24 protein-coding genes are annotated in these 21854 nt (G+C 62.5%); 11 read left to right on the top strand and 13 right to left on the bottom strand.

All coding sequences use genetic code 11. From position 1 onward, the window contains the following. Position 1 precedes the first annotated feature (1 nt). Genes QP994_RS08025 through QP994_RS08015 form a run of 3 tightly spaced genes read left to right on the top strand, consistent with a single transcriptional unit; the run spans position 2 to position 4193 of the window. The gene (locus QP994_RS08025; protein ID WP_034668635.1) at positions 2-685 is read left to right on the top strand and encodes a class I SAM-dependent methyltransferase; all 684 of its coding nucleotides are present in this window, start codon (positions 2-4) and stop codon (positions 683-685) included. Further along, the gene (locus QP994_RS08020; RefSeq protein WP_284866074.1) at positions 682-2460 is read left to right on the top strand and encodes an ABC transporter ATP-binding protein; all 1779 of its coding nucleotides are present in this window, start codon (positions 682-684) and stop codon (positions 2458-2460) included. Before QP994_RS08025 ends, QP994_RS08020 begins: the two co-directional genes overlap by 4 nt. Beyond that, the gene (locus QP994_RS08015) at positions 2457-4193 is read left to right on the top strand and encodes an ABC transporter ATP-binding protein (RefSeq protein ID WP_034665995.1); all 1737 of its coding nucleotides are present in this window, start codon (positions 2457-2459) and stop codon (positions 4191-4193) included. Before QP994_RS08020 ends, QP994_RS08015 begins: the two co-directional genes overlap by 4 nt. Before the next feature lie 5 nt (positions 4194-4198). Here QP994_RS08015 and QP994_RS08010 read toward each other — a convergent pair whose 3' ends face one another. Together QP994_RS08010 and QP994_RS08005 are read right to left on the bottom strand one after the other, a co-directional pair. Beyond that, entirely contained in the window at positions 4199-5083 is an 885-nt protein-coding gene (locus QP994_RS08010) for an SLAC1 family transporter (RefSeq protein ID WP_284866071.1), read from the bottom strand. Positions 5084-5143: 60 nt separating this feature from the next. Continuing rightward, positions 5144-6511, bottom strand: coding sequence for a fibronectin type III domain-containing protein (locus QP994_RS08005; protein ID WP_284866070.1), 1368 nt, complete (start codon positions 6509-6511; stop codon positions 5144-5146). 137 nt (positions 6512-6648) lie between these two features. On the opposite strand from QP994_RS08005, the gene chrA reads away from it, so the two are divergent. The 3 genes from chrA to QP994_RS07990 all read left to right on the top strand — a co-directional run bounded on the left by chrA (position 6649) and on the right by QP994_RS07990 (position 9108). Beyond that, positions 6649-7839 carry a chromate efflux transporter gene (gene chrA / locus QP994_RS08000; RefSeq protein WP_284866068.1) on the top strand — a complete coding sequence of 397 codons (1191 nt, stop codon included), beginning with the start codon at positions 6649-6651 and terminating at the stop codon, positions 7837-7839. Between the two features lie 93 nt (positions 7840-7932). Then, positions 7933-8142, top strand: coding sequence for a hypothetical protein (locus tag QP994_RS07995; protein ID WP_284866066.1), 210 nt, complete (start codon positions 7933-7935; stop codon positions 8140-8142). Positions 8143-8151: 9 nt separating this feature from the next. Continuing rightward, positions 8152-9108 (top strand): LLM class oxidoreductase, encoded by a 957-nt coding sequence (locus QP994_RS07990; protein ID WP_284856058.1) that lies wholly within the window; start codon positions 8152-8154, stop codon positions 9106-9108. A gap of 93 nt (positions 9109-9201) precedes the next feature. On the opposite strand, the gene QP994_RS07985 is transcribed toward QP994_RS07990, so the two are convergent. Genes QP994_RS07985 through QP994_RS07975 form a run of 3 tightly spaced genes read right to left on the bottom strand, consistent with a single transcriptional unit; the run spans position 9202 to position 10547 of the window. Then, positions 9202-9789 carry an anti-sigma factor gene (locus QP994_RS07985; protein ID WP_284866064.1) on the bottom strand — a complete coding sequence of 196 codons (588 nt, stop codon included), beginning with the start codon at positions 9787-9789 and terminating at the stop codon, positions 9202-9204. After that, the gene (locus QP994_RS07980; RefSeq protein WP_284866062.1) at positions 9789-10337 is read right to left on the bottom strand and encodes a sigma-70 family RNA polymerase sigma factor; all 549 of its coding nucleotides are present in this window, start codon (positions 10335-10337) and stop codon (positions 9789-9791) included. The genes QP994_RS07985 and QP994_RS07980 overlap by 1 nt, the downstream gene beginning before the upstream one ends. A gap of 30 nt (positions 10338-10367) precedes the next feature. Further along, positions 10368-10547 (bottom strand): hypothetical protein, encoded by a 180-nt coding sequence (locus QP994_RS07975; protein ID WP_284866061.1) that lies wholly within the window; start codon positions 10545-10547, stop codon positions 10368-10370. A 159-nt stretch (positions 10548-10706) separates the two neighbouring features. On the opposite strand from QP994_RS07975, the gene QP994_RS07970 reads away from it, so the two are divergent. Further along, entirely contained in the window at positions 10707-12332 is a 1626-nt protein-coding gene (locus QP994_RS07970) for a cytochrome c biogenesis protein CcdA (protein ID WP_284866059.1), read from the top strand. On the opposite strand, the gene QP994_RS07965 is transcribed toward QP994_RS07970, so the two are convergent. Together QP994_RS07965 and QP994_RS07960 are read right to left on the bottom strand one after the other, a co-directional pair. Beyond that, positions 12329-13459: an aminotransferase class V-fold PLP-dependent enzyme gene (locus QP994_RS07965; protein ID WP_284866057.1), complete on the bottom strand. Its 1131-nt coding sequence runs from the start codon at positions 13457-13459 to the stop codon at positions 12329-12331. The genes QP994_RS07970 and QP994_RS07965 overlap by 4 nt on opposite strands. A 4-nt stretch (positions 13460-13463) precedes the next feature. Continuing rightward, entirely contained in the window at positions 13464-14582 is a 1119-nt protein-coding gene (locus QP994_RS07960; RefSeq protein WP_284866055.1) for a ThiF family adenylyltransferase, read from the bottom strand. Between the two features lie 24 nt (positions 14583-14606). Between QP994_RS07960 and QP994_RS07955 the strand changes: the two genes are divergently transcribed. Further along, entirely contained in the window at positions 14607-16328 is a 1722-nt protein-coding gene (locus QP994_RS07955) for a BCCT family transporter (protein WP_284866053.1), read from the top strand. Here the strand turns inward: QP994_RS07955 and QP994_RS07950 are convergent. The 5 genes from QP994_RS07950 to QP994_RS07930 form a co-directional block, all read right to left on the bottom strand. Beyond that, complete coding sequence (locus tag QP994_RS07950; RefSeq protein ID WP_284856049.1) at positions 16325-16738, bottom strand: hypothetical protein; 414 nt, start codon at positions 16736-16738, stop codon at positions 16325-16327. The two genes, QP994_RS07955 and QP994_RS07950, sit on opposite strands and share 4 nt — an antisense overlap. Before the next feature lie 69 nt (positions 16739-16807). Next, a complete protein-coding gene (locus tag QP994_RS07945) occupies positions 16808-17590 on the bottom strand; it encodes a thiazole synthase (protein ID WP_284866051.1) in 783 nt (260 codons plus the stop codon). A 2-nt stretch (positions 17591-17592) separates the two neighbouring features. Beyond that, positions 17593-17793: a sulfur carrier protein ThiS gene (thiS, locus tag QP994_RS07940; RefSeq protein ID WP_284856047.1), complete on the bottom strand. Its 201-nt coding sequence runs from the start codon at positions 17791-17793 to the stop codon at positions 17593-17595. Then, positions 17774-18871 carry a glycine oxidase ThiO gene (thiO, locus tag QP994_RS07935; RefSeq protein WP_284866050.1) on the bottom strand — a complete coding sequence of 366 codons (1098 nt, stop codon included), beginning with the start codon at positions 18869-18871 and terminating at the stop codon, positions 17774-17776. Before thiO ends, thiS begins: the two co-directional genes overlap by 20 nt. Further along, on the bottom strand, positions 18868-19359 hold the full coding sequence (locus tag QP994_RS07930) for a hypothetical protein (RefSeq protein WP_284856045.1): 492 nt from the start codon (positions 19357-19359) through the stop codon (positions 18868-18870). Before QP994_RS07930 ends, thiO begins: the two co-directional genes overlap by 4 nt. Before the next feature lie 48 nt (positions 19360-19407). Here QP994_RS07930 and QP994_RS07925 point away from each other — a divergent pair, with 48 nt between their 5' ends. The 3 genes from QP994_RS07925 to QP994_RS07915 are packed head-to-tail and all read left to right on the top strand — an operon-like array spanning position 19408 to position 20390. After that, complete coding sequence (locus QP994_RS07925) at positions 19408-19782, top strand: ectoine synthase (RefSeq protein WP_284866048.1); 375 nt, start codon at positions 19408-19410, stop codon at positions 19780-19782. A 2-nt stretch (positions 19783-19784) separates the two neighbouring features. Further along, complete coding sequence (locus QP994_RS07920) at positions 19785-19919, top strand: hypothetical protein (RefSeq protein ID WP_284866046.1); 135 nt, start codon at positions 19785-19787, stop codon at positions 19917-19919. A gap of 15 nt (positions 19920-19934) precedes the next feature. Beyond that, the gene (locus tag QP994_RS07915) at positions 19935-20390 is read left to right on the top strand and encodes a cation efflux transmembrane domain-containing protein (protein WP_284866044.1); all 456 of its coding nucleotides are present in this window, start codon (positions 19935-19937) and stop codon (positions 20388-20390) included. Here the strand turns inward: QP994_RS07915 and QP994_RS07910 are convergent. Next, positions 20387-21853 (bottom strand): 3-oxoacid CoA-transferase subunit B, encoded by a 1467-nt coding sequence (locus QP994_RS07910; RefSeq protein ID WP_284866042.1) that lies wholly within the window; start codon positions 21851-21853, stop codon positions 20387-20389. The genes QP994_RS07915 and QP994_RS07910 overlap by 4 nt on opposite strands. Position 21854: the final 1 nt, after the last annotated feature.

Below are 21854 nucleotides of genomic sequence, written 5' to 3'. Positions count from 1 at the left end.
GATGAAGTCGATCGCCCAGATCGTCCAGAACAACCGCAGGCTCCTCGCGGCCTACGAGGACAAGGTCCAGCCGAGGTTCCTAAGCCGCTATGCGCGCGAACCGATGGACGCCGCCGCCGTGTACCGGAAGCTCCGTGCGCTGGATCCCGGGCCGGATGCGCCGGCCCGGGTCCTCGACCTCGGTTGCGGAACCGGGTGGCTCGCCCGCACGCTCGCCGCTGAGTCTCGCTATCGCAGGGCGAACATCGTCGGCTACGACCTGTCGCCCAATGCGATCCGCATCGCCCGCGAACGCGCCGCCGCCGACGGGCTTGGGGCCCGGACGGAATTCCACGTTGCCGACATCCTCACGCCGCTCGCGGGAGAGCCCGGCGGGGCCTGTGAAATCTGGGTGTGTGGCGCGCTCCACCAAATGAAGGATGCGGGAGCCGCGCTCGGCAGGGTCTCCGGGCTGCTCGCCGACGGCGGCATCGCTTACGTGCAGACGTTCGTCGAGGATCCCGACGTGAACGAGCGGGTCGACATGGCCGTCATGGCAAAGATGGGCCACCGGGTGTTCCGGGGCAGCGAGCTCGAGGACCTCGCCGAAGCCAACGGGCTGAAGCTGGACGGAGCCTCACGCGCCGGCATGGTGTATTTCTGCACTCTCGCGAAGAAAAGCGCGATCGGGGAGGCGGGGAAGTGAGCGCCGTGGACGGGACCGTAGGCCCGTGGTCGCTGCTCGCCCCGATTCGGACCCGGATGCGTGCGGTGGTCGCGTTATCCGTCCTGTCGTCGGTGGCTACCGTCGCTTCGCTGGTCGGCATCATCGACATCGCGATGACGTACCCGGAGGCCCCGGTGCATCGGACGTGGTTGGCCGTGGTTGTCATCGTCGTCGCCGCGACGGTGCGCATGGCTGCGGACGGCGCTGCCGGCATTCTTTCGCACCGGGCGGATAACGACCTGCAGCTCCACCTCCGGCGCCGGTTGGTTGCCCATATCCGGAAGCTGCCGCTGGGTTGGCTGGACGCCCGGCGCTCGTCGGGGATCATCGGGTCGGTTGAGAAGGACGTCGCGGCCGTCCACCAGCTCATGGGCCACACCGTCGGCGAGACCGTGGTGGCGGTGCTGGTTCCCCTGCTTTCCCTCATCGCGCTCGTCGCGGTCGATTGGCGGATCGCGGCGGTGGCGGTCGTCCCGGTGCTGGTCACCTTCGCCCTGATGGGCGTGATGATTTCGCGCGGAGCCGGTCTTCAGCGCGACTACGAGCGAGCCTCTGAAAAAGTGACGGCTGCGGTCATCGAGTTGGTGCGCGGCATCCCGGTGATGAAGTCCTTCGGACGCGCCAGCCAGGGCGCGGGCCGCTACGATGCCGCGGCGTCGTCGTTCGTCCGCGCGTGGTCCGCCTGGTCCCGGCAGTCGAACATCTATCTCGGGCTCATCGACGTGGTGACGTCCCCGATCACGGTCCTCGCAGTGGTGTGCGGCGCCGGCCTCGCTTTGAGGGACACCGCGGGCGGCAAACCGGAGGGTCTCGTCGCCGGGCTGGTTCTCGGCCTTGGACTCTCCGCGGCGATCGTGAGGGTGGCTATGAACTCCGAACCCATCATCGCGGGGATCGCCGCCCTGAAGTCCATCGCGGAGGTGCTGGGCACGCCGCCGATCGCCGAGCCCGCCGATCCGGTGCCCGCGCGCGGAGGCGCGCTCGAGGTCCGGAACCTGGTCTTCTCCTACGGCGATGGGCCGCGGGTCCTCGACGGGATGTGCGCGACGTTCGAACCAGGGACCCTCACTGCGCTGGTGGGGTCCTCCGGTTCCGGAAAGTCCACCGTCGCCCGGCTGTTGGCGCGTTTCCACGACCCCGTTGAAGGCTCGGTGCTGCTGGGCGGCGTCGATCTTCGCGACATCGCCGTGCGCGACGTGCACCGCTCGGTGTCGGTGGTGTTCCAAGATCCGCAGTTATTCACGCTACCGTTGCGGGAGAACATCCGGCTGGCCAGGAGAGACGCCACCGACGACGAAATCATGGCGGCCGCGAAGCTCGCGAACCTCGATGCGGTCATCGCGGCGCTGCCGAAGCGCCTGGATTCGGTGGTCAACGTCGACGTGACCTTTTCCGGTGGTGAGGCGCAGCGCGTAGCCATCGCGAGGTCGATTGTTACGGACGCGCCGGTGCTCATCTTCGACGAGGCAACCGCTTACGCGGATCCGGCTTCCGAGGCCCTCATCCAGTCCGCAATCGAGCGTTTGGCCCGTTCGCGGACGGTGATTGTGATCGCGCACAGGTTGAGCACGATCCGCAACGCCGACCGCATCCTCGTTCTCGATGGGGGAGCGGTCGCGGAGGCGGGTACCCACGACGAGTTGCTTGCGCGCGGTGGCCGCTACCGGGATTTGTGGCGCGCGTTCGCGCTCGACGACGAACCATCCGCCCCGCGGGGCACTGAATCAGACGATGAAAAGGCGGCAAACCGATGATTCGGGACTTGTGGTCGATGACGGATCGGCGCTCGAGAATGACGCTGGTGTGGCTCATTGCGTTGGCCACGCTTGCCGCGCTGGCCCAGGGAGCGGCGTTCGTCGCGCTGCTGCCGCTGCTGTCGGCTCTGGCCGAGGGAGATGATGCGACGGCGTGGCGTTTCACCGGCGTCATCGCCGGCCTCGCGGCCGCCCATGCGGTGTTGTCCCTCGCCGCGGGGACAGTTGGCAGGGCGAATTCCGCAGCGGTGCTGTCGTCCCTGTTGCGTTCCCTGGGCGAACGCGTGCTGACGTTGCCACTCGGGTACGTCACCAAGTCCACGGCCGGCCGCTTCTCGGAGATGGCGTCGTCGGGCATGGCGTTCGCGGCGTCCGTGCCACACGTGATCCTGCGGCCCGTCATCGCCGCTGTGGTTACGCCGACCGTCATCGCTCTCGGAATTCTGGCGATGGATTGGCGCGTCGGGTTGGTTCTCGTCGCGTCGGCGCCGGTGATCTTCTTCGCCTACCGGGCCATTGGCCGGGTCGGCGGGGAGTCGGACGAAGCGCATGCTGACGCCGTCGCTGCCGTCTCCGGCAGGCTGATCGAGTTCACCCGCGGCCAGCAGGTGATTCGCGCCGCGGGCGACGGTTCGGCGGCGGACGCGATGGTGGATGAGGCGATCCGGGCCCAACACGATGCGTTCGCGAAGGCGACGTCGACGCAGGGGGCGGCCATCGGACGGTTGGGTTCGGTCGTCCATGCGGTGTTCACGGCGGCGGTGGTCGTCGCCGTGGCGGTCGCCGCGACGGGCGGGATGGCGCCGGCGCATTTGGCGCCGATACTCATCGTGGTCGTCCAGTTCACCGAACCGATCACCACGGCGGGAGCGTTGTCCGGCGGTTTCGGCGCGGGCCGCAACACGTTGGCTGCGTTGCGTGACCTGCGGGCGATCCCCGCCCTTCCTGAACCTGCCGCACCGGAGCTGCCCGACGGGCATGACGTGGAGTTCCGCGGCGTGAGCTTCGGGTACGGGGATAAGAAGGTTCTCGACGGCGTCAGCTTCCGTGCACCTCAGGGAGCGCTGGTCGCCATAGTGGGACCTTCGGGGGCGGGCAAGACGACGGTCATGCGGCTGCTGTCGCGGTTTCATGATCCGGACTCGGGGGAGATCCTCATCGGCGGGGTGCCCTTGCCTCGGATCGGCACCGACGGCGTGAACTCGCTGGTGACCCCGGTGTTCCAGGAGACGTTCCTTTTCGACGCGTCCGTGCGGGACAACGTGGTCTTCGCCGACCCCGGATTCGGTTCCGGGCCCGGTGACGGGGACCGCTTGCGCGAGGCCGCCCGGCGTTCCGGGGTGGACCGCATCGTGGAGCTGCTGCCTTCCGGGTGGGATACCCCGGTGGGGGAGGAGGGGACGCTGCTGTCGGGAGGCGAGCGGCAGCGCGTCGCCATCGCCCGGGCGCTTCTGAAGGATTCCCCGGTGGTGCTTTTCGACGAGCCGACGTCCTCGCTGGATGCGGCCACTGAGCGGGCGATTGTCGGCACGATGGAAGCGTTGCGCGGCGATCACACTGTGATCGTCGTCGCCCATCGCCTGCACACCATCCGCGATGCCGACCTCATCGTCGTGCTTTCGGAGGACGGGACGGTCGCAGAACGGGGCACGCACGATGAATTGCTGGCGAAGGGCGGCCGCTACGCCGAGTCGTGGACCACCACGACGACGGCATCGGAGAAGCGCGGATAGCTAGTTCATCTCGCACCAGATTGGCTTAGTTCCCAGGAGCCAAAGCGCACCGCGCAGACACCCCAATGGAGGAGCAAGAGCACGAGGAGCGCCAAGGAAAGTGTGTGCCAGCCTTCGTCCCAAGCACCCAAGCACAGGGTGCCCACGGGGAAGGTAGAGCCCCACCAGCCGGGGCCGTAGGGTGCCCAGTGGAGGGCAGCTTCGTAGAAGCAGTACATGGCGTAGAGGGCACACGGTGCGCCGAGGGTGAACATGATGAGGCCGTACAGGTGGGCGTCGAAAAGCAATGTCGATGCTGCCGTCGACTGGCCGACAACACCGAGGGGAATCCACGCTGTACCCGCGGCGGCGCCACGTGGGCGCGTGCGGGACCAGTAGCAGTAGAGGAAGAGTGGGATCGCGGTGAAGAACGTGAGGAAGAAGCACAGCTCACCCGCGTAGTGATAAAACTCGCCGTGATGGGTGGCCAGCTGCCCGCCGGATGTCGCAGCGACCATCGGGGACACGAGCGCCAAGCCCCACGGGAACGCAGGCTCGGTGTAGTGCGCGGACTGCTTCCACAAACCCCAGAGTTGCCACAAGCACACGATGATGGCTAGTGGCGCGCCGATCCACCAGCTGATCAGCTGGAACACATCGTTGCCCGTGAGTGCCGTCCACGCCGAGCCGCACGCGAGCAGGCCCATCGAATACATGCCCCACGCCGCCATGTTCTGGTGCCGCGGCGGCTCATTGCGCACGCCGACCGTGAACACAACAAGGAGTCCCGCCGCGATGAGCGCAAAAACGACCTGGGCTACATGAAATCCATGTAACCCAGTCAAACTCGACGCAATCGAGGTTCCCATTAAAGCGCCGGCCCAAGCGGGACCGAACTTTGGCAACGTCATAGCACTAACGCTAGGCCTGCCACCTCGTTAAATCCACTTTGGGTCGGGGCTTTGTGGTTTTTAGAACGGGAAGAGATCTTTCAGCTCCTTCGGCAGCAGACCAGACTGCGACGCGAAGAGGAGGCCACCGCCGATCAGTGCCAGGAGGCCAGCGAGGATGCCGAAGGCGATGCCAGCCTTGGAGGAGCCAGACGGCTGTGTGCCCTCAACAGCGCGCGTGAGAGTGAAGGAGTCCACATTGCCGCCTTGGCCGTCAGAGGTGGAGACCTTCAGGCTTTCCGGGCTGACTTCAACAGAGGTCCAGTCCGGGGTGGGCCCAACCGTCACGTATTGCACCTCGCCTTCTTGCTTTTCGACGCCCCCCGCCTTATTCCCCTCCGGCACCTTCGTTCGGCTGTAGGCATCACCACTACCGGACAACACCAGGTCCACATCTGCCTCGGCAAACACCTGGGTCATACGTTCACGCCACTGCGTGAACTGCTGATCTTCCTGCCTATGGTGGAAGGTGACTATCACCCAGTCCTTGCCTTTCGCTTGCTGAGCAATGGTGTTGCGCACGAACACCGCGTCATCCTCGATGTCCTGCACATCGTTCGAGTCGAGGGAGACGATGAGTGCGTTGTTGTATGCGAACCAGTAGTTCTCATCCCCCTGAGTCGGGTGGTTGTACATCGCGTTATAGGTCGGTTTGTGGATGTTGTCGTTGCTGCCGTTGTTCACCGCCAAGCGGTACTTGCGCATCTGCTCCGGGGAGAGAAACTTGGAGTGCTCGATGTACGCGGAGTGGCCTGACTGATTGCCGGCGGACAGCAGGAAGGCGGATTTCGGGTACTTCGTGGTGGCCTGGTTCACGGAGTTGGCCCACGCATCGGTCTTCCCGTCGAGGTCCTGCGTGTTGTACAGCTTCGGGTCGCCGAAGAACAGGAAATTCCAGCTATCTCCGTATGAGCCGGTGGTGAAGGCGTACTCCTTGGACCAGCCGTCCGCTTTCGACCCCACGGTGTAGACGTACTTCGTGTTCTCCTTCAAACCGGTCACGGTGGCCTTGTGGTGCGCGATCGGCGCGAAAAACTGCTGAAGATCCGGCTCATCCAAGGGGCCTTCAGTCAGGTTCACCTCCGCGTCTGCGGACGTGGCGGCGACCTCCTTGGCGGTGCTGGCATCCGTCCCAGCCTCGTAGATGCGCACCGACTGGCCGGTGATGCCAAACGTAGTCACCCAGTTCAACCGGACGCTGTCCTGGGTTTCGCCTACCTGCAGCACAACGTCGTGTGGCTCACGGTTGGGCAGATCGAATTTGTACTGAAATGCGTCTTTGCCCACAACTGGATTCTCGGGTTGAACCTGAGACGCGGCAGACGGAGCAAGCACGCTGGTGGTTGCTACAGCTGCCACAGTGGCGATGGCGAGGAAGCGGTTACGCATGGCGGGATAGTCCTTCCCAGTCTGGCCAGTGGACGGCTCACCGAATGTTTCTGCGTATACTACCTTGTTTTGCCTGTGTTCAGGCATGGTTTTCTTCGCAGCGCGCAGTCGATTCGGGTCTGGTAGATGTTGACCCCGTGAAACCCACCGAACCAGCCACATCGTCCCCCTGGGAAGTCCTCCGCATTTTCACCCGCCTCGGCTGCACCTCCTTCGGCGGCCCGACGGCGCATTTGGGGTATTTCAGGGACGAGTTCGTCGATAAGCGCAAGTGGTTCACTGACAAGGACTATGCGGACCTCGTTGCGCTGTGCCAGTTTCTGCCCGGGCCGGCATCGAGCCAGGTGGGCATGGCGATCGGGCTGCAGCGCGCCGGGTATCTGGGCATGTTTTTCGCGTGGGTGGGCTTCACTCTGCCGTCGGTGCTGCTCATGGTGGCATTCGCCCTCGGAGTCGCGCAGCTGGGTGATATCAGCGAGGCAGGCTGGCTGCTCGGCCTGAAAGCGGCGGCCGTCGCCGTGGTGGCGCAGGCGGTGTACGGGATGACCAAGAGTCTGGTCACCGGCAAGATCCACGCGGCCATTGCGGTGGCGGCGCTTACGGTGGTGCTGCTGGTCCCGCACCCATTCATCCAAGTTGGGGCCATCGTGCTTGGCATCGTGGCGGGCCTGCTCTTCTTGCGGTCGGAGAAGACGCCGGAAGAGACACCGCAGGAGAGTGGTTCGCGCACGCTGGGCATTGTGTGTCTCGCGCTGTTCTTCATCCTGCTCTTTGCCCTGCCTGTTATTGCGCGGCTCATGGGGACAACCGGTGCGGGCATCTTTGACACGTTCTACCGCGCCGGGGCTCTCGTCTTCGGCGGTGGTCACGTGGTGTTGCCGCTGCTTGAGTCCGTCACCGTCGGGCCAGGCCTGGTGGGGCAGGACTCGTTCCTCGCTGGCTACGGTGCCGCCCAGGCGATGCCGGGACCATTGTTCACCTTAGCGTCGTTCCTTGGCGCGAGTGCGGAAGGCATGAACTGGGCAGTTGGTGCTGCGATTGCCACCGTCGCGATCTTCCTTCCCGCGGCCCTGCTCGTCCTCGGTGCGATGCCGTTCTGGGCGCGCATCCGCCACGCCCCTCCCGCTGGCGCCGCCTTGGCTGGGGCGAATGCCGCTGTCGTGGGCATTCTCGGCGCGGCGCTGTACACCCCGGTCTTCACTGCCGGCATCACGGGTGCGGCCACGCTGTGCATCGCTGTGGTTTGCTACGCCGCGCTGACCTCCTGGAAGGTGCCGCCGTGGGCAGTGGTGATCGGCGCTGCGCTCGTTGGCTGGGTGGTGCTCTAGCGCAAGTTTTCCGTTTCCTGCCCCAAACCTTCACTGGCGCTGTAATCTCTGAACATCACAGATATGTTGGCTTACAAAAGGAGTGGGGTAGTAGTGAATCTGGACAAGCTTCTCGGCGGTGTGCCGGACGGTGTCGTGGACATCATCAAAGACCTGATCGACCTCAACGTCGCCTCCGTCAAACTGTCGGAGCTGACCAAGCCCGAGGAGGAGAAGCGCGACATGGCCCGCGAGATCTTCGGCGAGTACAGCTCGGATGCGATCGTGAGCGATCTCTTCGGGGTGGTCTCCCAGTTCTTCTAAGCTGGGGGCATGTTTGAGCTTTCGGACCTCCCATACACCGACCTCCCCGGCTTCAAGCGCACTTTCCAGCAAGGTGAGCTCACTGTGGGCCTGTCCTTGCCTATCGAGGAGGATGCGGAGGCCAACCCCCAGGACAGCCTGGAGAACCAGCTGCGCCTCATCCGCAAGGCAGAGGCCGGGGGAGTGGCCGCCATTTGGGTCCGCGATATCCCGCTGCGCGTCGAAACGTTCGGTGACGTCGGCCAGGTCTACGACCCTTGGATGTACTTGAGCTACATCGCGGCGCAGACCACTGATATCGCGCTCGGCACTGCTGCGATCGTCGTGCCCTTCCAGCACCCGTTGCTGCTGGCCAAGCGCGCCGCCACGCTTGATCGGCTTTCCGGCGGCCGCTTCCTCATGGGGGTGGCTACCGGCGATCGCCCGGAGGAGTTCCCCGCCTTCGGCCAGGACAAAGGCAACCGCGACGAAGAGTTCCGCGAAAGAATTGCTGCTTATCGACGCGCCACCCTCACCACCGCCACCCCCATCCGCTGGTCCGGCGGCAAAATGGGCGGCGCTGATGTCGTGCCCAAACCCATCGCCCGCGAAGTCCCTCTGTTGGCCACCGGCTCCTGCCAGCAGACCCTGGAGTGGCGCGCGGAGCACACCCACGGCTGGCTGATGTACCACAAGGGCCTGGAGATCCAGCGCCAGAACGTGCGCAATTGGCAGACAGCTGTTGGCCCGGACCAGTTCAAACCGTTTGCCGAGTCACTCTGGCTGGACCTCCACGAAGACCCAGACGCGCCTGCTTCCGGCGGCACCTTCGGCTACCGCCTGGGCCGCAATGCCCTCATCGAATTGCTGCACACCCAGCGCGAGGTGGGGATCAATCACGTGATGGTGAACTTTAGGTCGTCGAAACGCTCTGCGGAGGAGCAGATCGACGAGTTGATCGAGTACGTGCTCCCCGCCCTGCGCTAACAGTCGTCTAAACCCCGAACATTAGACCCCGAAAGTCACCACTTTTTACGCGAAGTTCGGGGTCTAAGGTTCGGGTTCTGCGGCGGGCGGGGGCTAGAGCTGCACCTCGGCCAGCACTGTGCCGGAGGGCTGCTCGGCGCCGGCGGCCACTTCCTCGGTGACCAGGACGGAGGCGGTGCCGCCGGGCAGAGGCATCCACACGTCGTCGTGGGGTTCCTGGCCGATGACGCCAGCGGATTCCATCGCACCGTCGTCCATGACGGCCCAGACTTGGGCACCCATGCCGTCCGCAAGCGCGGGCTGGCCATTGACCATGGCGCCGCCTTTGCCCATGTCGGAGCTGAGCACGATGTCCAGCGTTGCTCCCATGGCATCCGCCTGCCCCTGGCGAGCATCCTCAGCACCCATGACCGCATGCATCTCCTCGATGCCCTGGGCAGTTACGGATTCCGTGGCGCCATTGTCGTTGAACTGGGTGACCACGACGCCACCGCCGACAAACAGCACGACCGCGGCAGCAGCGGCCATGAGGCGGCGGCTGAGGCGATTGTTCCGGGCGGTGGTGAGGTCGGTGGGTTGCTCGGTGGCGTCGATACGCTGCATGATCGCGTCTTTGAGCTCTGGCGGTGGCGTGACTGGTGAGGCCGCGGAATTGAACAGGTCCTCAAAATCCTTATCCATCACAGGCCTCCTTTCACTGTCACTGCCTTGCGCAACTTCTGCAGGCCGTCGCGCACACGCGTCTTTGCGGTGCCCAGCGCAACACCCGTTGCATCGGCGATTTCTTGGTGGGTGTACTCCCCGAAGTACGCCAACATGAGCGCGCTGCGGTGGGGCTCCCCAATCGAATCAATGAGTTCTTGCAGCTCCTGCGATTCTAGCCGCTGCTCGGCTTCCTCTTCAGCGGGAGCGACCCACGTGGTGAGCTGCAGGTTGAAGTCTTCCGTATCGCGGGCCTGCGCACTGCGCCAACTCCGCAGCCTGTCAATAGACCGCGACTTGGCCAGGCGGAGTACCCACGACTTTGCGCTGCCCCGAGCCGGATCGAAAGTGTGGGCTTTCTGCCACACCTCCACGAACACCTCTTGGGTGACCTCTTCGGCTTGGGCCTGGTCGCGCAGAATGTGAGTGGCTAGACCAAGAACTTGTGGCGCGATGGCGTCATACAGCGCACTGAACGCGGCTTTATCACCTGCGCGCACGCCGTCTAACAGACTATCCAGATCCACAAGTTCCAAATCTAACACCCGGGTCATGGATTACTTGGATTCTTCCATCATCATGGAGTCGCTCATCATGGCGCTGGAGCTCGGGGTCATGGAGCCGTCCATCTTGTCGTCCATCTTGTCCATCTTGTCTGCGGAGTCGTTGCAGGCAACGAGGCTGACTGCGGCGATGGCGATGGTGCTGGCGGTGGCGATGGTGCGCTTGATAGACATGGTGTCTCCTTCATTGGGTTGGTGTCGCGGGCGCAGTTTTCTGGCCCGTCATGAAGTACTACGGAGCACCCCGCCACAGCGGATTGGACCAATCCGAAAAAGTGGGTGGCTCCGTAGTTCCGGGTGTCAGGAAAACGCAATGAAGTAAGGACGTTTGAGATGTTCAGTGTTGTTCTCGTCGGCTTTATCGGAGGGGCGATCACAGCGCTCTCGCCGTGCATTTTGCCAGTGTTGCCGGTGGTGCTCGGTGTGAGTGTGGGCCGCAAACCATCGCACGTGGTGGCGGGTTTGACCATTAGTTTTGCGGTGATTGCGTTGCTGGGTTCGTTGTTGCTCAGCGCGTTGCATTTGCCGCCGTCGGTGCTGCGGTGGACGGGCATTGTCCTGCTGTGCCTGGTCGGGTTGAGCATGATTTTCCCGAAGATCGGTGCGATCGTGCAGAAGCCCTTTGATGCCATTCCGCGCCCGTACCAGCTCCAGCAGAATGCCAAGGACAAGGGTGGTTTTGTTATCGGGTTGGCGCTCGGTGCGGTGTACGTGCCGTGTGCAGGGCCAGTGCTCGCCGCGGTGACGGTGGCGGGTAGTACGGGTGAGATCGGCTGGAATACGGTGCTGCTCACCGTGGCTTTCGCGCTGGGTTCCGCGCTGCCGCTGTTCATCTTCGCGCTCGCGGGCAACAAGATCGGGGAGAAGGTCGACGTGGTGCAACGTCACCGCCGCGCGATTGGTGCGATCGTGCTCGTGTTCACGCTCGCGCTCGCGCTCAATGCGCCGGCCGCTATTCAGCGCTCGCTGCCGAACTGGACGGTGGGCCTGTCGCAGCGTTTTGAGAACTCGGACTTCGCCACCAATGCGTTGGGTACGGGTGAGCTGAATGCTTGTCGACGTTCCGACCCCTCCACCCTCCACGACTGCGGCCCCGCCCCCGAATTCGCCGGCCTGGAGAACTGGATTAACACCGACCAGCCGCCAAGCCCGCACGATGGCGGCGTCATGCTCGTGGACTTCTGGGCCTATGCCTGCATTAACTGCCAGCGGGCAGGGGAGCACATCACCAAGCTTTACGACGCCTACCGCGACGCCGGCCTCACCGTCGTCGGCGTCCACTCCCCGGAGTACGGCTTCGAACACGACCTGGACAACGTGAAGGCCGCCGTGGAGAAAGAAGGCATCCACTATCCAGTGGCGCAGGACAATTCCTTTGCTACCTGGAAGAACTTCAACAACCGCTACTGGCCGGCGCGCTACCTCATCGACAAGGACGGCAATGTCCGCCAGATCGTGGAAGGGGAGGGCTCGTATGCCGAGACGGAGCAGCTCATCCGTCAACTGCTGCGGGAGGCGAATCCGGGGGTGGAGTTGCCGGAGGTCGTCGAAAAGCAAGAAGGGACGAGAGGCACGAAAGACCGTAACCCGGAGACCTACCTGGGTACCGCGCGTGCGAAGTACACAGCGCAGCGGGACTACATCGATGGCCCGCGCGACTTCGGCGAGCAGCCCGCGCCGGGGACCTACATGTTCGCGCTGTCCGGGAAGTGGACGCTGGGGCCAGAATCCGTGGAGGCTGATGGCGGTCACATGGACATCAACGTGCACGCCGCGTGGGTGCAGCTGGTGGTGTCCGGGCAAGGGTCGGTGGACGTTGAGTACCCAGACGGCTCCACTAAGACCTTCGAGGTCACCGACGGCACCCTGGACCTGGTGAAAGGCGACACGCCCACCGACGGGGTGCTGCGAATCCGGCCATCGGCAGGCGTGAAGTTGTATTCGCTGACGTTTGGTTAGCGCTCGACCTTGTCCAGTGCCTCCGTGAAGCGGGCAACGGCCGCGTCGACGTCGGCCCACTTGTCCAGGCCGAAGAGGCCGATGCGGAAAGTGGAGAAGTTCTCCGGCTCGCCCACGTGCAGCGGCACACCGGAAGCGATCTGGATGCCGGCCTGCTTGAAGGCAGCGCCGCTAGCCTGCTCCGGGGTGGTGGCGTGCATGACCACGATGGAGGAGGCCTCATAACCCGGAGCGGCAACGGAGACGAAGCCGCGGTCAGCCAGAACCTGGCGGATCTTGGTGCCCAGCTCCACCTGACGTTCGGTGAGCGTGTCCAGCCCGACTTCCTTGGCTTCCTTCATCAGGGCCAGGTTGTGCTGGATCGTATCGGTGGGCAGGGTGGCGTGGTAGGCAGCGGAGCCGGAGGCGTAGCCCTCGGAGATCGCGGTCCACTTCTTCAGGTCCATGGCAAAGCTATCGGAGGTGGTGTTGTTCAGCTCCGCGCGGGCTGCCTCGGAGAACATGATGTAGCCGGTGGACGGGGAGCCGGACCAGCCCTTCTGCGGGGCGGTGATGAGAATGTCCACGCCGCACTCCTTCATGTCCACCCACTTGGTGCCGGCGGCAACACAGTCGAGGACGAACAGCCCACCAGCGTCGTGGGTGGCCTGGGCCAGTTCGGTGATGTACTCCTTCGGCAGCTCCAGGCCAGCGGCGGTTTCCACGTGGGCGGCGATGACCACGGCGGGGCGCTCCTCGCGGATGCGTGCCGTAGCAGCTGGCGGGACGTAGGACGGGCGCTGCGCGTCACCGGTCGGCTCCGCGTTGAGCACGATGGCGGAGTCGGTGATATTGCCGGTGTCGAAGATCTGGGTCCAGCGGTAGGAGAAGTTACCGGTACGGATCACCAGTGCCTTCTTGCCGCGGGCGAACTGACGGGCCACAGCCTCCATGGCAAAGGTGCCACCACCGGGGACAACGGCCATGGTAGAGGCGTTGTAGGTCTCGCGGAGGATGGACTGCAGTTCCTGCATGACGCCGATGAAGCGGGCAGACATGTGGTTCAGGGAGCGGTCGCTGAACACTGCGGAGTATTCCAGCAGGCCATCCGGATCGATGTTGGACAGGGGGAGTTTGGTGTTAGTCATGCTCCTACGCTAGCAGCTTGACTCCGCCGGGAAAGTTCACCAGCTCGATGCCTCGCGCTTTGGCCAATGGTTCGAAGGTGTCCACGAACCATTGGGAGCGAATGCCGGAGGCGCAATAGACAAGCACGCGGGAGCCTGCTTCGACGCTGTCCAAGAAGTCGGCGGCTAGTCGAGGCTGGATCTCCAGATCAGAAGTGGGCAGCAGGTGGCCAGGAACAGGCATGTCCGCGATGGCTTTTTCGTGCGGTTCGCGCACATCCAGCGGAATGAGCTTGCCAGCTTCCAGTTGTGCGAGCAGCTCAGGCGCACCGTCGGGCACTGCGCAGACCTCGCCATAGCTCGTGCGCAGAGAGGTCGTCAGCGCACGCGCCGGGTCGCGGGTCACGTGGAACTCGCTAATCGACGCCCCCAGCGCGTCATACATCATCAACGTGCCCACCTCGGACTGTCCGATGCCGGTGAGGAACTTGATTACCTCCGTGGCCATGAGTCCGCCAACAACCGAGGTGGTCACGCCCAGTACACCGGCGGTGGCGCAGTCGGGGACAGAATCCGCATCGGGCTGGTCGGGGTAGAGGTCACGCAGGCCCACGCCATCTTCCGGGGCGCCTGGGCCGGACCACCACAGGGCCATGTCGCCGCGGTAGCGCAGCACGGAGCCCCACACCAGGGGAGTGCCGGTGATCTCCGCGGCGTCGGCGGCGAGGAATTTGGTGGCGAAGGTATCGGAGCCGTCGATAAGCACATCGATGCCCTCGAGGAGTTCCACGGCGTTGTCTGTGGTCATGCGGCCGTCGATGATAGTGACCTCAATGTCGGGCTGCAGCGCCTTGAGTCGCTCGGCCGCCACTTCTGTCTTTTTCCGGCCGACGTCGTCTGCACCGAAGAGGATTTGGCGGTGGATGTTGGTGAGGTCGACGGTGTCATCGTCGATAAGCAAAATTTTTCCCACGCCCGTCGCGGCGAGCGTTTGCATGATGGGGCAGCCGAGGCCGCCCGCCCCGATGACCAGCACATGAGCGGCATGAAGCGCTGCTTGTTGCTCGGGGCCGAAGCCCGGCAAATTCATCTGGCGCGCGGTGCGTTGAAGTTCGCTTTGTGGAATCTGATGAGCGTTAGTCACGCTTTTAACTTAAGCTTGATCGTCATGCCTAGGAAACCTAGATTTCACTCAGACCCTCTGATCTTCGGCGCCGCGGCCGGGTTCATCACCCTCTTCGTGGCCGCCACCATCATTTTCGGCGAGCGTGCCCGTGAGACATACTCGCAGGTCTCCGGCTGGATGATGGACAACTTCGCGTGGCTGTACATCGGCGGTGTGTCCACGGTGTTCGTCTTCCTCATTGTTGTTTTCGTATCTAAATACGGCAACTTCAAACTCGGCGATGATGACGATGACCCGGAGTACTCCCTCCCCGTCTGGTTCTCCATGCTGTTTGCCGCGGGCATGGGCGCAACGCTCATGTTCTGGGGTGCCGCTGAGCCGCTGCACCACGCGTTCAACCCGCCGCGCGGTGACTTTGAGTCCATGAGCTCGGACGCCATCCGCCAAGCTTTTGAGTTCACCTACTACCACTTCGGTATTCACATGTGGGTGATCTTCACCCTGCCTGGCCTGGCTATGGGTTACTTCATTTACAAGCGCAAGATGCCGGCGCGCTACTCCTCGATGTTCTCCCCGCTGCTCGGATCCAAGGTGTACGAGTGGCCCGGCAAGCTTCTCGACGCAGTGGGCATCATCGGCACCGTCTTCGGCCTCGCCGTCTCCGTGGGCCTTGGTGTGCTGCAGATCAGTGCCGGCCTGAACATCATGTTCGACGTCCCGCTGGTGACGTGGGTGCAGCTGGTGATCATCATTGCCATCACCCTGGTCGCCTCCATCTCCGTGGCTACCGGCCTGGACAAGGGCGTGAAGCTGCTGTCCAATCTGAACATCATCGGCTCCATCCTGTTGCTGGTGTTCCTGTTCATCGCGGGCCCGACCTTGAAGATCATTGGGCACATCACCGAGTCCTTTGGCATCTACGCCAATTCGCTGCCAGAGCTGATGTTCTGGGTGGATTCAAACGGTGAGAACCCCGGCTGGCATGCCACCTGGACTGCGTTCTACTGGGCGTGGACCATTTGTTGGTCGCCCTACGTGGGCATGTTCTTCGCCCGCATTTCCCGTGGCCGCAGTGTCCGCGAGTTCATCGCTGGCACGATCATGCTGCCCACTCTCTTTGACATCATCTGGTTTGCTACCTTCGGTCGCGCTGCCCTTGAAGTGGAAAGCGAGAACCCGGGTGTGCTCACCGGCCCTGTCGTGGAAGATGGTGAGACACCGCAGGCACTGTTTACCTTGCTTGCGCAGTACCCGCTGTACACGATCACCGGCACGGTCGCCCTGGCTGTGATCGTCTTCTACTTCGTCACATCCATTGACTCCGCCGCGATGGTCATGGACATGTTTGCCACTGGCGAGGAAGAAAAATCACCGGGCTACTACCGCGTCGCCTGGGCATGTTCCGTCGGTGTGGTTACGGCTGCGCTGCTGTTCATCAACGACTCCGGCATTCAAGCTCTGCAAGAAGTGGTGATCATCATCGCCCTGCCATTCTTCTTCGTGTACTTCATCATGATGTACGCGCTGATCAAGGCAATGAGCGATGACGCCTCCGCTGACCGCCGCTTCCGTTCCCGTAAGTGGGAGAAGACCGACACGGCCGAGAAGTATGAGGAAGCTGAAGCCAAGCCCGCGCCGGGCTATGACGCGGAGGGCAATGAGATCGACCGCCCTGAGCTCGAGTACGACTTTGAGAACGAAACATGGCGCCTCACCGAAGCACTGGTGGTGGACGGTGAGACGCCAGAGTCCAAGCAGGATTAGAGGGCAAACAACACTGCATTGTGCGTGCCGGCGCGAACCAGCGCCGGCTTTGCCACGTCAAGGACGTACAACTCACCGGCCAAACCTGGGATGACAACCCTGCTGCCGTTGACGTGAATCTGCAGCGGGTTGAGGCGCATTGGCTGGCCATCAAAACCCTGGTTCCAGCACTTGGTGCCCACCCAGTTGCGCTGGATGGACACGGCCGGGATGAGATGGTTCGGCGGGTTGCACTCCGGCTGCGCGTCGCGGCCGATGTCGCTGACACAGAGTGTTTCACCCTCGACCATGTAGCAGCGGACGGTGTTGTTGGCGTTGGATACGTAGTTGGGGTTGGCTGCCGCATTCGGAGTGAACGCGGCGGTGACAAGACCAGCGGCGAGAACCGTGGCGCCAAGTGTGCGTTTCATGGTGGAACTCCTTGAGGTAGCGCGGGGGCCCATGTGGCCTCCGTCACGTACAGTCTACGGAGTTTTCGGTTACAAAACCTGATCTGCCCAGCTGACCAGGCCATCAAAACTTGAGGACGCCACCGCGTGCTCCCTCTTTGGAATCCTTCCCGCCCCGCGCGCAAGCAGGCCGGCTTCCACAGCCAGACGCATCGCCTTAGCCATAGCTACAGGGTCCTGACAGCGGTTCACGGCGCTGGCCAGAAGCACACCATCGCAGCCAAGCTCCATCGCCAAAGCCGCATCGGAGGCAGTGCCCACACCGGCATCGATGAGGATGGGTACTTCCGCCCGCGAACAAATCAGCTCAATGTTGTGCGGGTTCAAAATGCCCAGGCCAGTCCCAATCGGTGCGCCCAGCGGCATGACCGCAGCCGCACCGAGGTCCTCCAGCCGCTTCGCTGCCACAGGGTCATCGGAGGTGTAGGCGAGGACGGTGAAGCCCTCGCTAACAAGCATCTCGCACGCATCCACGGTCTCCACAACATCGGGCAGCAGAGTGCGATCATCGGCGATAACCTCGAGTTTCACCCAGTCTGTGCCCAGCGCCTCGCGCGCCAGCTTCGCCGTGATCACCGCATCGCGCGCGGTACGGCAGCCAGCGGTGTTTGGCAGCGGCGCGATATTCAGCCGGTTGAGCAGGTCAAAGACCGACTCGCCCGTGGGAGCGGTAGCAGCGAACCTCCGCATCGCCACCGTGGTCATCTGCGTCCCCGACGCGATCAGCGCGCGCTCGAGCATGTCCTGCGAGCTCGCCCCGCCCGTGCCCATGATTAGGTGGGAATCGAACTGCTTGCCGGCAATTTCCAGCACGTTTAGCCTCCCTGAACAGCGGTAAGAATATCTACGCGGGCGTCTTCGCTCAGCGAGTGCGTCTCCCACTGCGACTTCGGCACCACATCGCCGTCCACGGCGACGGCGGTGCCAGCGGGGACCTTCCCAAGCAACTCCTCAAGCAGCCCCTTCACGGTTGTCGCCTCCGTGGTGACCGCCTCATTATTCACTGTCAGCTTCATGGTTCTCCTTGTGCCTCAGCGGGTTACAGGTCTCCAAGTCTACGGAGGGCTTAAGCTTCTCGACGATCTCCGCCCCACACCTAGCCCCCACCCCCGTCAACAGGATCCCGTGGCGGAAATAGCCAGTGGACACCACCACCCGGTCATTCACCCGGCCAAGGTACGGCAGATCATCCGGGGAGCCTGGACGGGCTCCAACGTGGGTTTCGATGATGTCGCATTCCTCAATTCCCGGCACAATCTCACTGGCGTCGCGCAGCAGCTGCAGCACCCCGCCTGCCTGTGGCTCGGGGCGGTCGTCCTCGCGGGTGGTGGCGCCGATGGTGAGCGTTCCGTCTTCGCGCGGGATGAGGTAGATCGGCCGGTCCTCCACGAACCCGCGAATCACCCGCTTAACCAGTGGCTGCTGGTGTTCCGGAACGCGCAGCTCTACCATGTCGCCGTATACCGGGCGCAGCTTCAACGGGGTCGTGCCCTCGAACCAGCCCGTCGTTTCGCGGGCGCCCAAACCGTTGGCCAGCAGCACCTGATCAGCTGCGACATCGTTGACATCTTTCACCGTCTCCGCCACGAACGTCACCCCGGCATTGTGGCACGCATCTTGCAGCGCTGCCGCGATGAGACGCGGCCGCACTTGGTGGTCACCGGGGATATGCACGGCACCGCTGATGGCGGGAGCGAGCGCCGGCTCGAGCTTCCGCGCCTCCCGCGTAGTGATGCGCTCCGTGGTCATCCCATGCAGCTGCTGGTATTCCTGCAGCTCTTCCAAGTGGGTCTTGTCCGCGTGGTCCTTAGCCACCACCAGTGTTCCCTCCGTGCGGTAGCCGGTGGGGGAGTCCGTGTACTTCTGAATCAGCGCGATGAGCTCCGGATACCACTTCCCAGCCGCGATCATCAGTGGGAACAGCGGATCCTGCTGGTAGACCACCTCTGCAGCCGGGGCGAGCATCCCGCCCGCATGCCACGTGGCACCACTGGCCGGTGCTGGGTCGTACACGGTGACCTGGTGGCCGTGGTCGGCGAGGGTAAGGCTCGTCGATAAGCCAATAATTCCTGCGCCTACTACTGCGACCTTCATGCTTTCCTTCTTTCCACCCATTTATCGATTGCCCACCAGCAGGCCGGCAGAAACGCCATAGCAATGATCCAATAGAACAACCAAAAACTACCGGCGATGCCTGTAACAAAGACCATGGCTACGAGGATGAGGATGGTGATCCCGGAGGCAATGACCGCGCGGATCAGATTGTCGCGGATCGAGCGGCTGAAGCCCTCACCACTGATCTCTGTTTCACCACGCCACTTCTTGTCCAGTGCGAGAACCAGATCTTTGCCGAAAACAATGGAAAAAACGACGTAGAAAGCGCCGAATGCGTGGAAAAAATTTGCGCGGTGCGTATCGGCCAGACTCCAAAACGTGTAAACGAGTAAAGCAAGGTCAATGAGGGGGGTTGCCGCTAGCAGCACAATTCCTGCTTTAGGCAACTTAAGGGCATAGCGCAGGAACATTCCGCCAAACAAACAGAGCCAGAACGCAACTTCTGCGGTGATGATGGCAAGAATCATGCCCACGAGCTTACGCGTACCGTGGAACGGGTAACTGGAAGGAGAATCATGTTCATTCGTTCCCGAGAAGATGTCGAAACTGTTGAGTGGGGTGGCGGCACCTCCGAGCGCATGCTCACCGCGAAAGACAACATGGGCTTCGCTGTCGCGCACACCGTCGTGCGCGCCGGCACCGAGTCCAAACTGCAGTACCGCAACCACCTCGAAGCCTGCTACTGCATCGCTGGCTCCGGCGAGGTCGAGGACACCGAGGGCAACGTGTACCCGATCACCCCGGGCACGATTTACGTCCTCGACGAGCACGACGCGCACTACCTGCGTGGCGGCAAAGACGAGGATCTGATCCTGGTCTCTATCTTCAACCCGGCGATAACTGGCGACGAAAAGCACACGCTTTCCGACGACGGATTCAGCAGCTACTAACTATGACTGAACAACATATTCGACGCGCCGTTCTGATCGTGGCGCTGCTGAATTTTGGCTACTTCTTTGTCGAGTTCGCAGCCGCCATCGCGATTGGCTCAGCTTCCCTCTTCGCGGATTCCGCGGACTTCCTCTAAGACACCGCCATCAACATGCTGGTGTTCTTCGCGGTGGCGTGGCCGGCGGCGCGCCGTCGTAAAGCGGGCTCTGTGCTCGCTGCTTTGATCTTGATTCCCGCGGTCGCCGCGCTGGTGACCGTAGTTCTGAAGATCATCAACCCGGAGCCGCCGTCGCCGTCGGGTCTAACTGGCATCGCGCTCGGCGCTCTCGTGGTCAATCTGATCTGCGCCGTGATCCTGTTGCGCCTGCGCAACCAGGGGTCGTCGCTAGCAACGGGTGCCTGGCTGGCTGCGCGTAACGATGCATTGGCCAACCTCCTCATCATCCTCGCTGGACTGCTCACCTTCGTGTGGGCCACCGCCTGGTTCGACATCATCGTCGCTGCGATCATCATCTTCGTGAATCTCTCCGCCGCAAAGGAAGTGTGGGAGGAATCCCGCGAGGAGCATGACTCGGTGGAGGAGGCCTTCGCGGAGATGGAGGACTAGGCAACCGTATAGCTCGCTTCGGTCGCTGCAGCGATGTCCTCCTCGGTGACTCCCGGTGCGAGCTCGACGAGGACTAGGCCTTGGTCGGTCACGTCGAAAACGCAGAGATTTGTAATGATTTTGTCTACTGCTCCCTTGGCTGTGAGTGGCAGAGCACACTCCTTCAGCACACGTGGGGCGCCGTCTTTCCTGGAAACGTGGTCCATGACGGCAATGACTTTGCGCGCTCCCTTCACCAAATCCATGGCCCCGCCCATACCGGTCATTTTCTTGCCCGGGATGCTCCAGTTGGCGATATCGCCTTTTTCAGACACTTCCAGCGCGCCAAGGATGGCGGTGTCTACATGCCCGCCACGGATCATTGCGAAGGACAGAGAAGAACTGAACGTCGCGCCCCCGGGAAGAATAGTGACAGTCTCCTTACCAGCATTGATGATGTCTGGGTCGAGCTCTTCCTCGTAAGGGAAGGGGCCCGTTTTGAGGATGCCGTTTTCGGATTGCAGGGTCACCGAGATTCCGTCTGGAATGTAGTTAGCAACCGCTGTGGGCATTCCGATGCCCAGATTGACGTATTCGCCATCCTGCAATTCAAGTGCGGCGCGTTCAGCAATCTGGAGGCGACTCCATCCTTTTTCAGGAGAGTCATTCGCTGTGCTCTTTGTGTCGTGCTCTTCTTCGTGAGACCGCACCGTTGCGCGTTCCACATACTTGTCTTCAGCCTGCTCTGGTGTCAGCGGCAGGATGCGATCAACGAAGATGCCGGGAACATCAATTTCATCGGGGTCGAGATCACCCGTTTCAACGAGGTTCTCCACTTCGACGACTGTGATCTTTCCGCATGTCGCCGCATCAGCATTGAAGTTGTTGGCCGTGCGACGGAAAACCAAGTTGCCTTCCGGATCAGCCTTCCACGCGCGGAGAAGAGAGAAATCAGTTACGACGCCCTCTTCCAGAACATAAGTCTGAGTCGTGCCCTTGAAAGTGAACTCACGTGTTTCTAACGGTTGCGACTCGCGGGCCAAGTTGCCATCGCTGCCGTAAAGCACAGGGAGTCCACCGTCTGCGCGGGCAGTATCCACACCGGTGGCGGTATAAAAAGCCGGAATACCTGCGCCGCCAGCGCGGAGCTTTTCGGCCAGGGTGCCTTGGGGGATGAGATCTACTTCGATCTCGCCGTTGAAATACTGGCGTTCAAATTCTTTGTTGAATCCAAAATAGGAACCACAGAACTTCTTCACTTGTTTAGCTTGGAACAACAGTGACAAGCCGAGGTGCTGATCATCAATCATCGTGCCCGGATTGTTCGAGTACACGGTGAGATCTCTGAGTTCTGTTTGAACGATATTCCTGAGTAGGACTAGCGGATTACCGCAAATACCGAAACCGCCAACAGCAAGTGTCATGCCGTTAGAGAGACCGGCTAGGGCTTCTTCTGCGTTCTGAACGATTTTCGAGTGAGACATT

The organism is Corynebacterium sp. MSK044 (assembly GCF_030232825.1).
Taxonomy (GTDB): domain Bacteria; phylum Actinomycetota; class Actinomycetes; order Mycobacteriales; family Mycobacteriaceae; genus Corynebacterium.
Note: the sequence above shows the minus strand (reverse complement) of the source record. Positions and strands in the feature narration are given on the sequence as shown.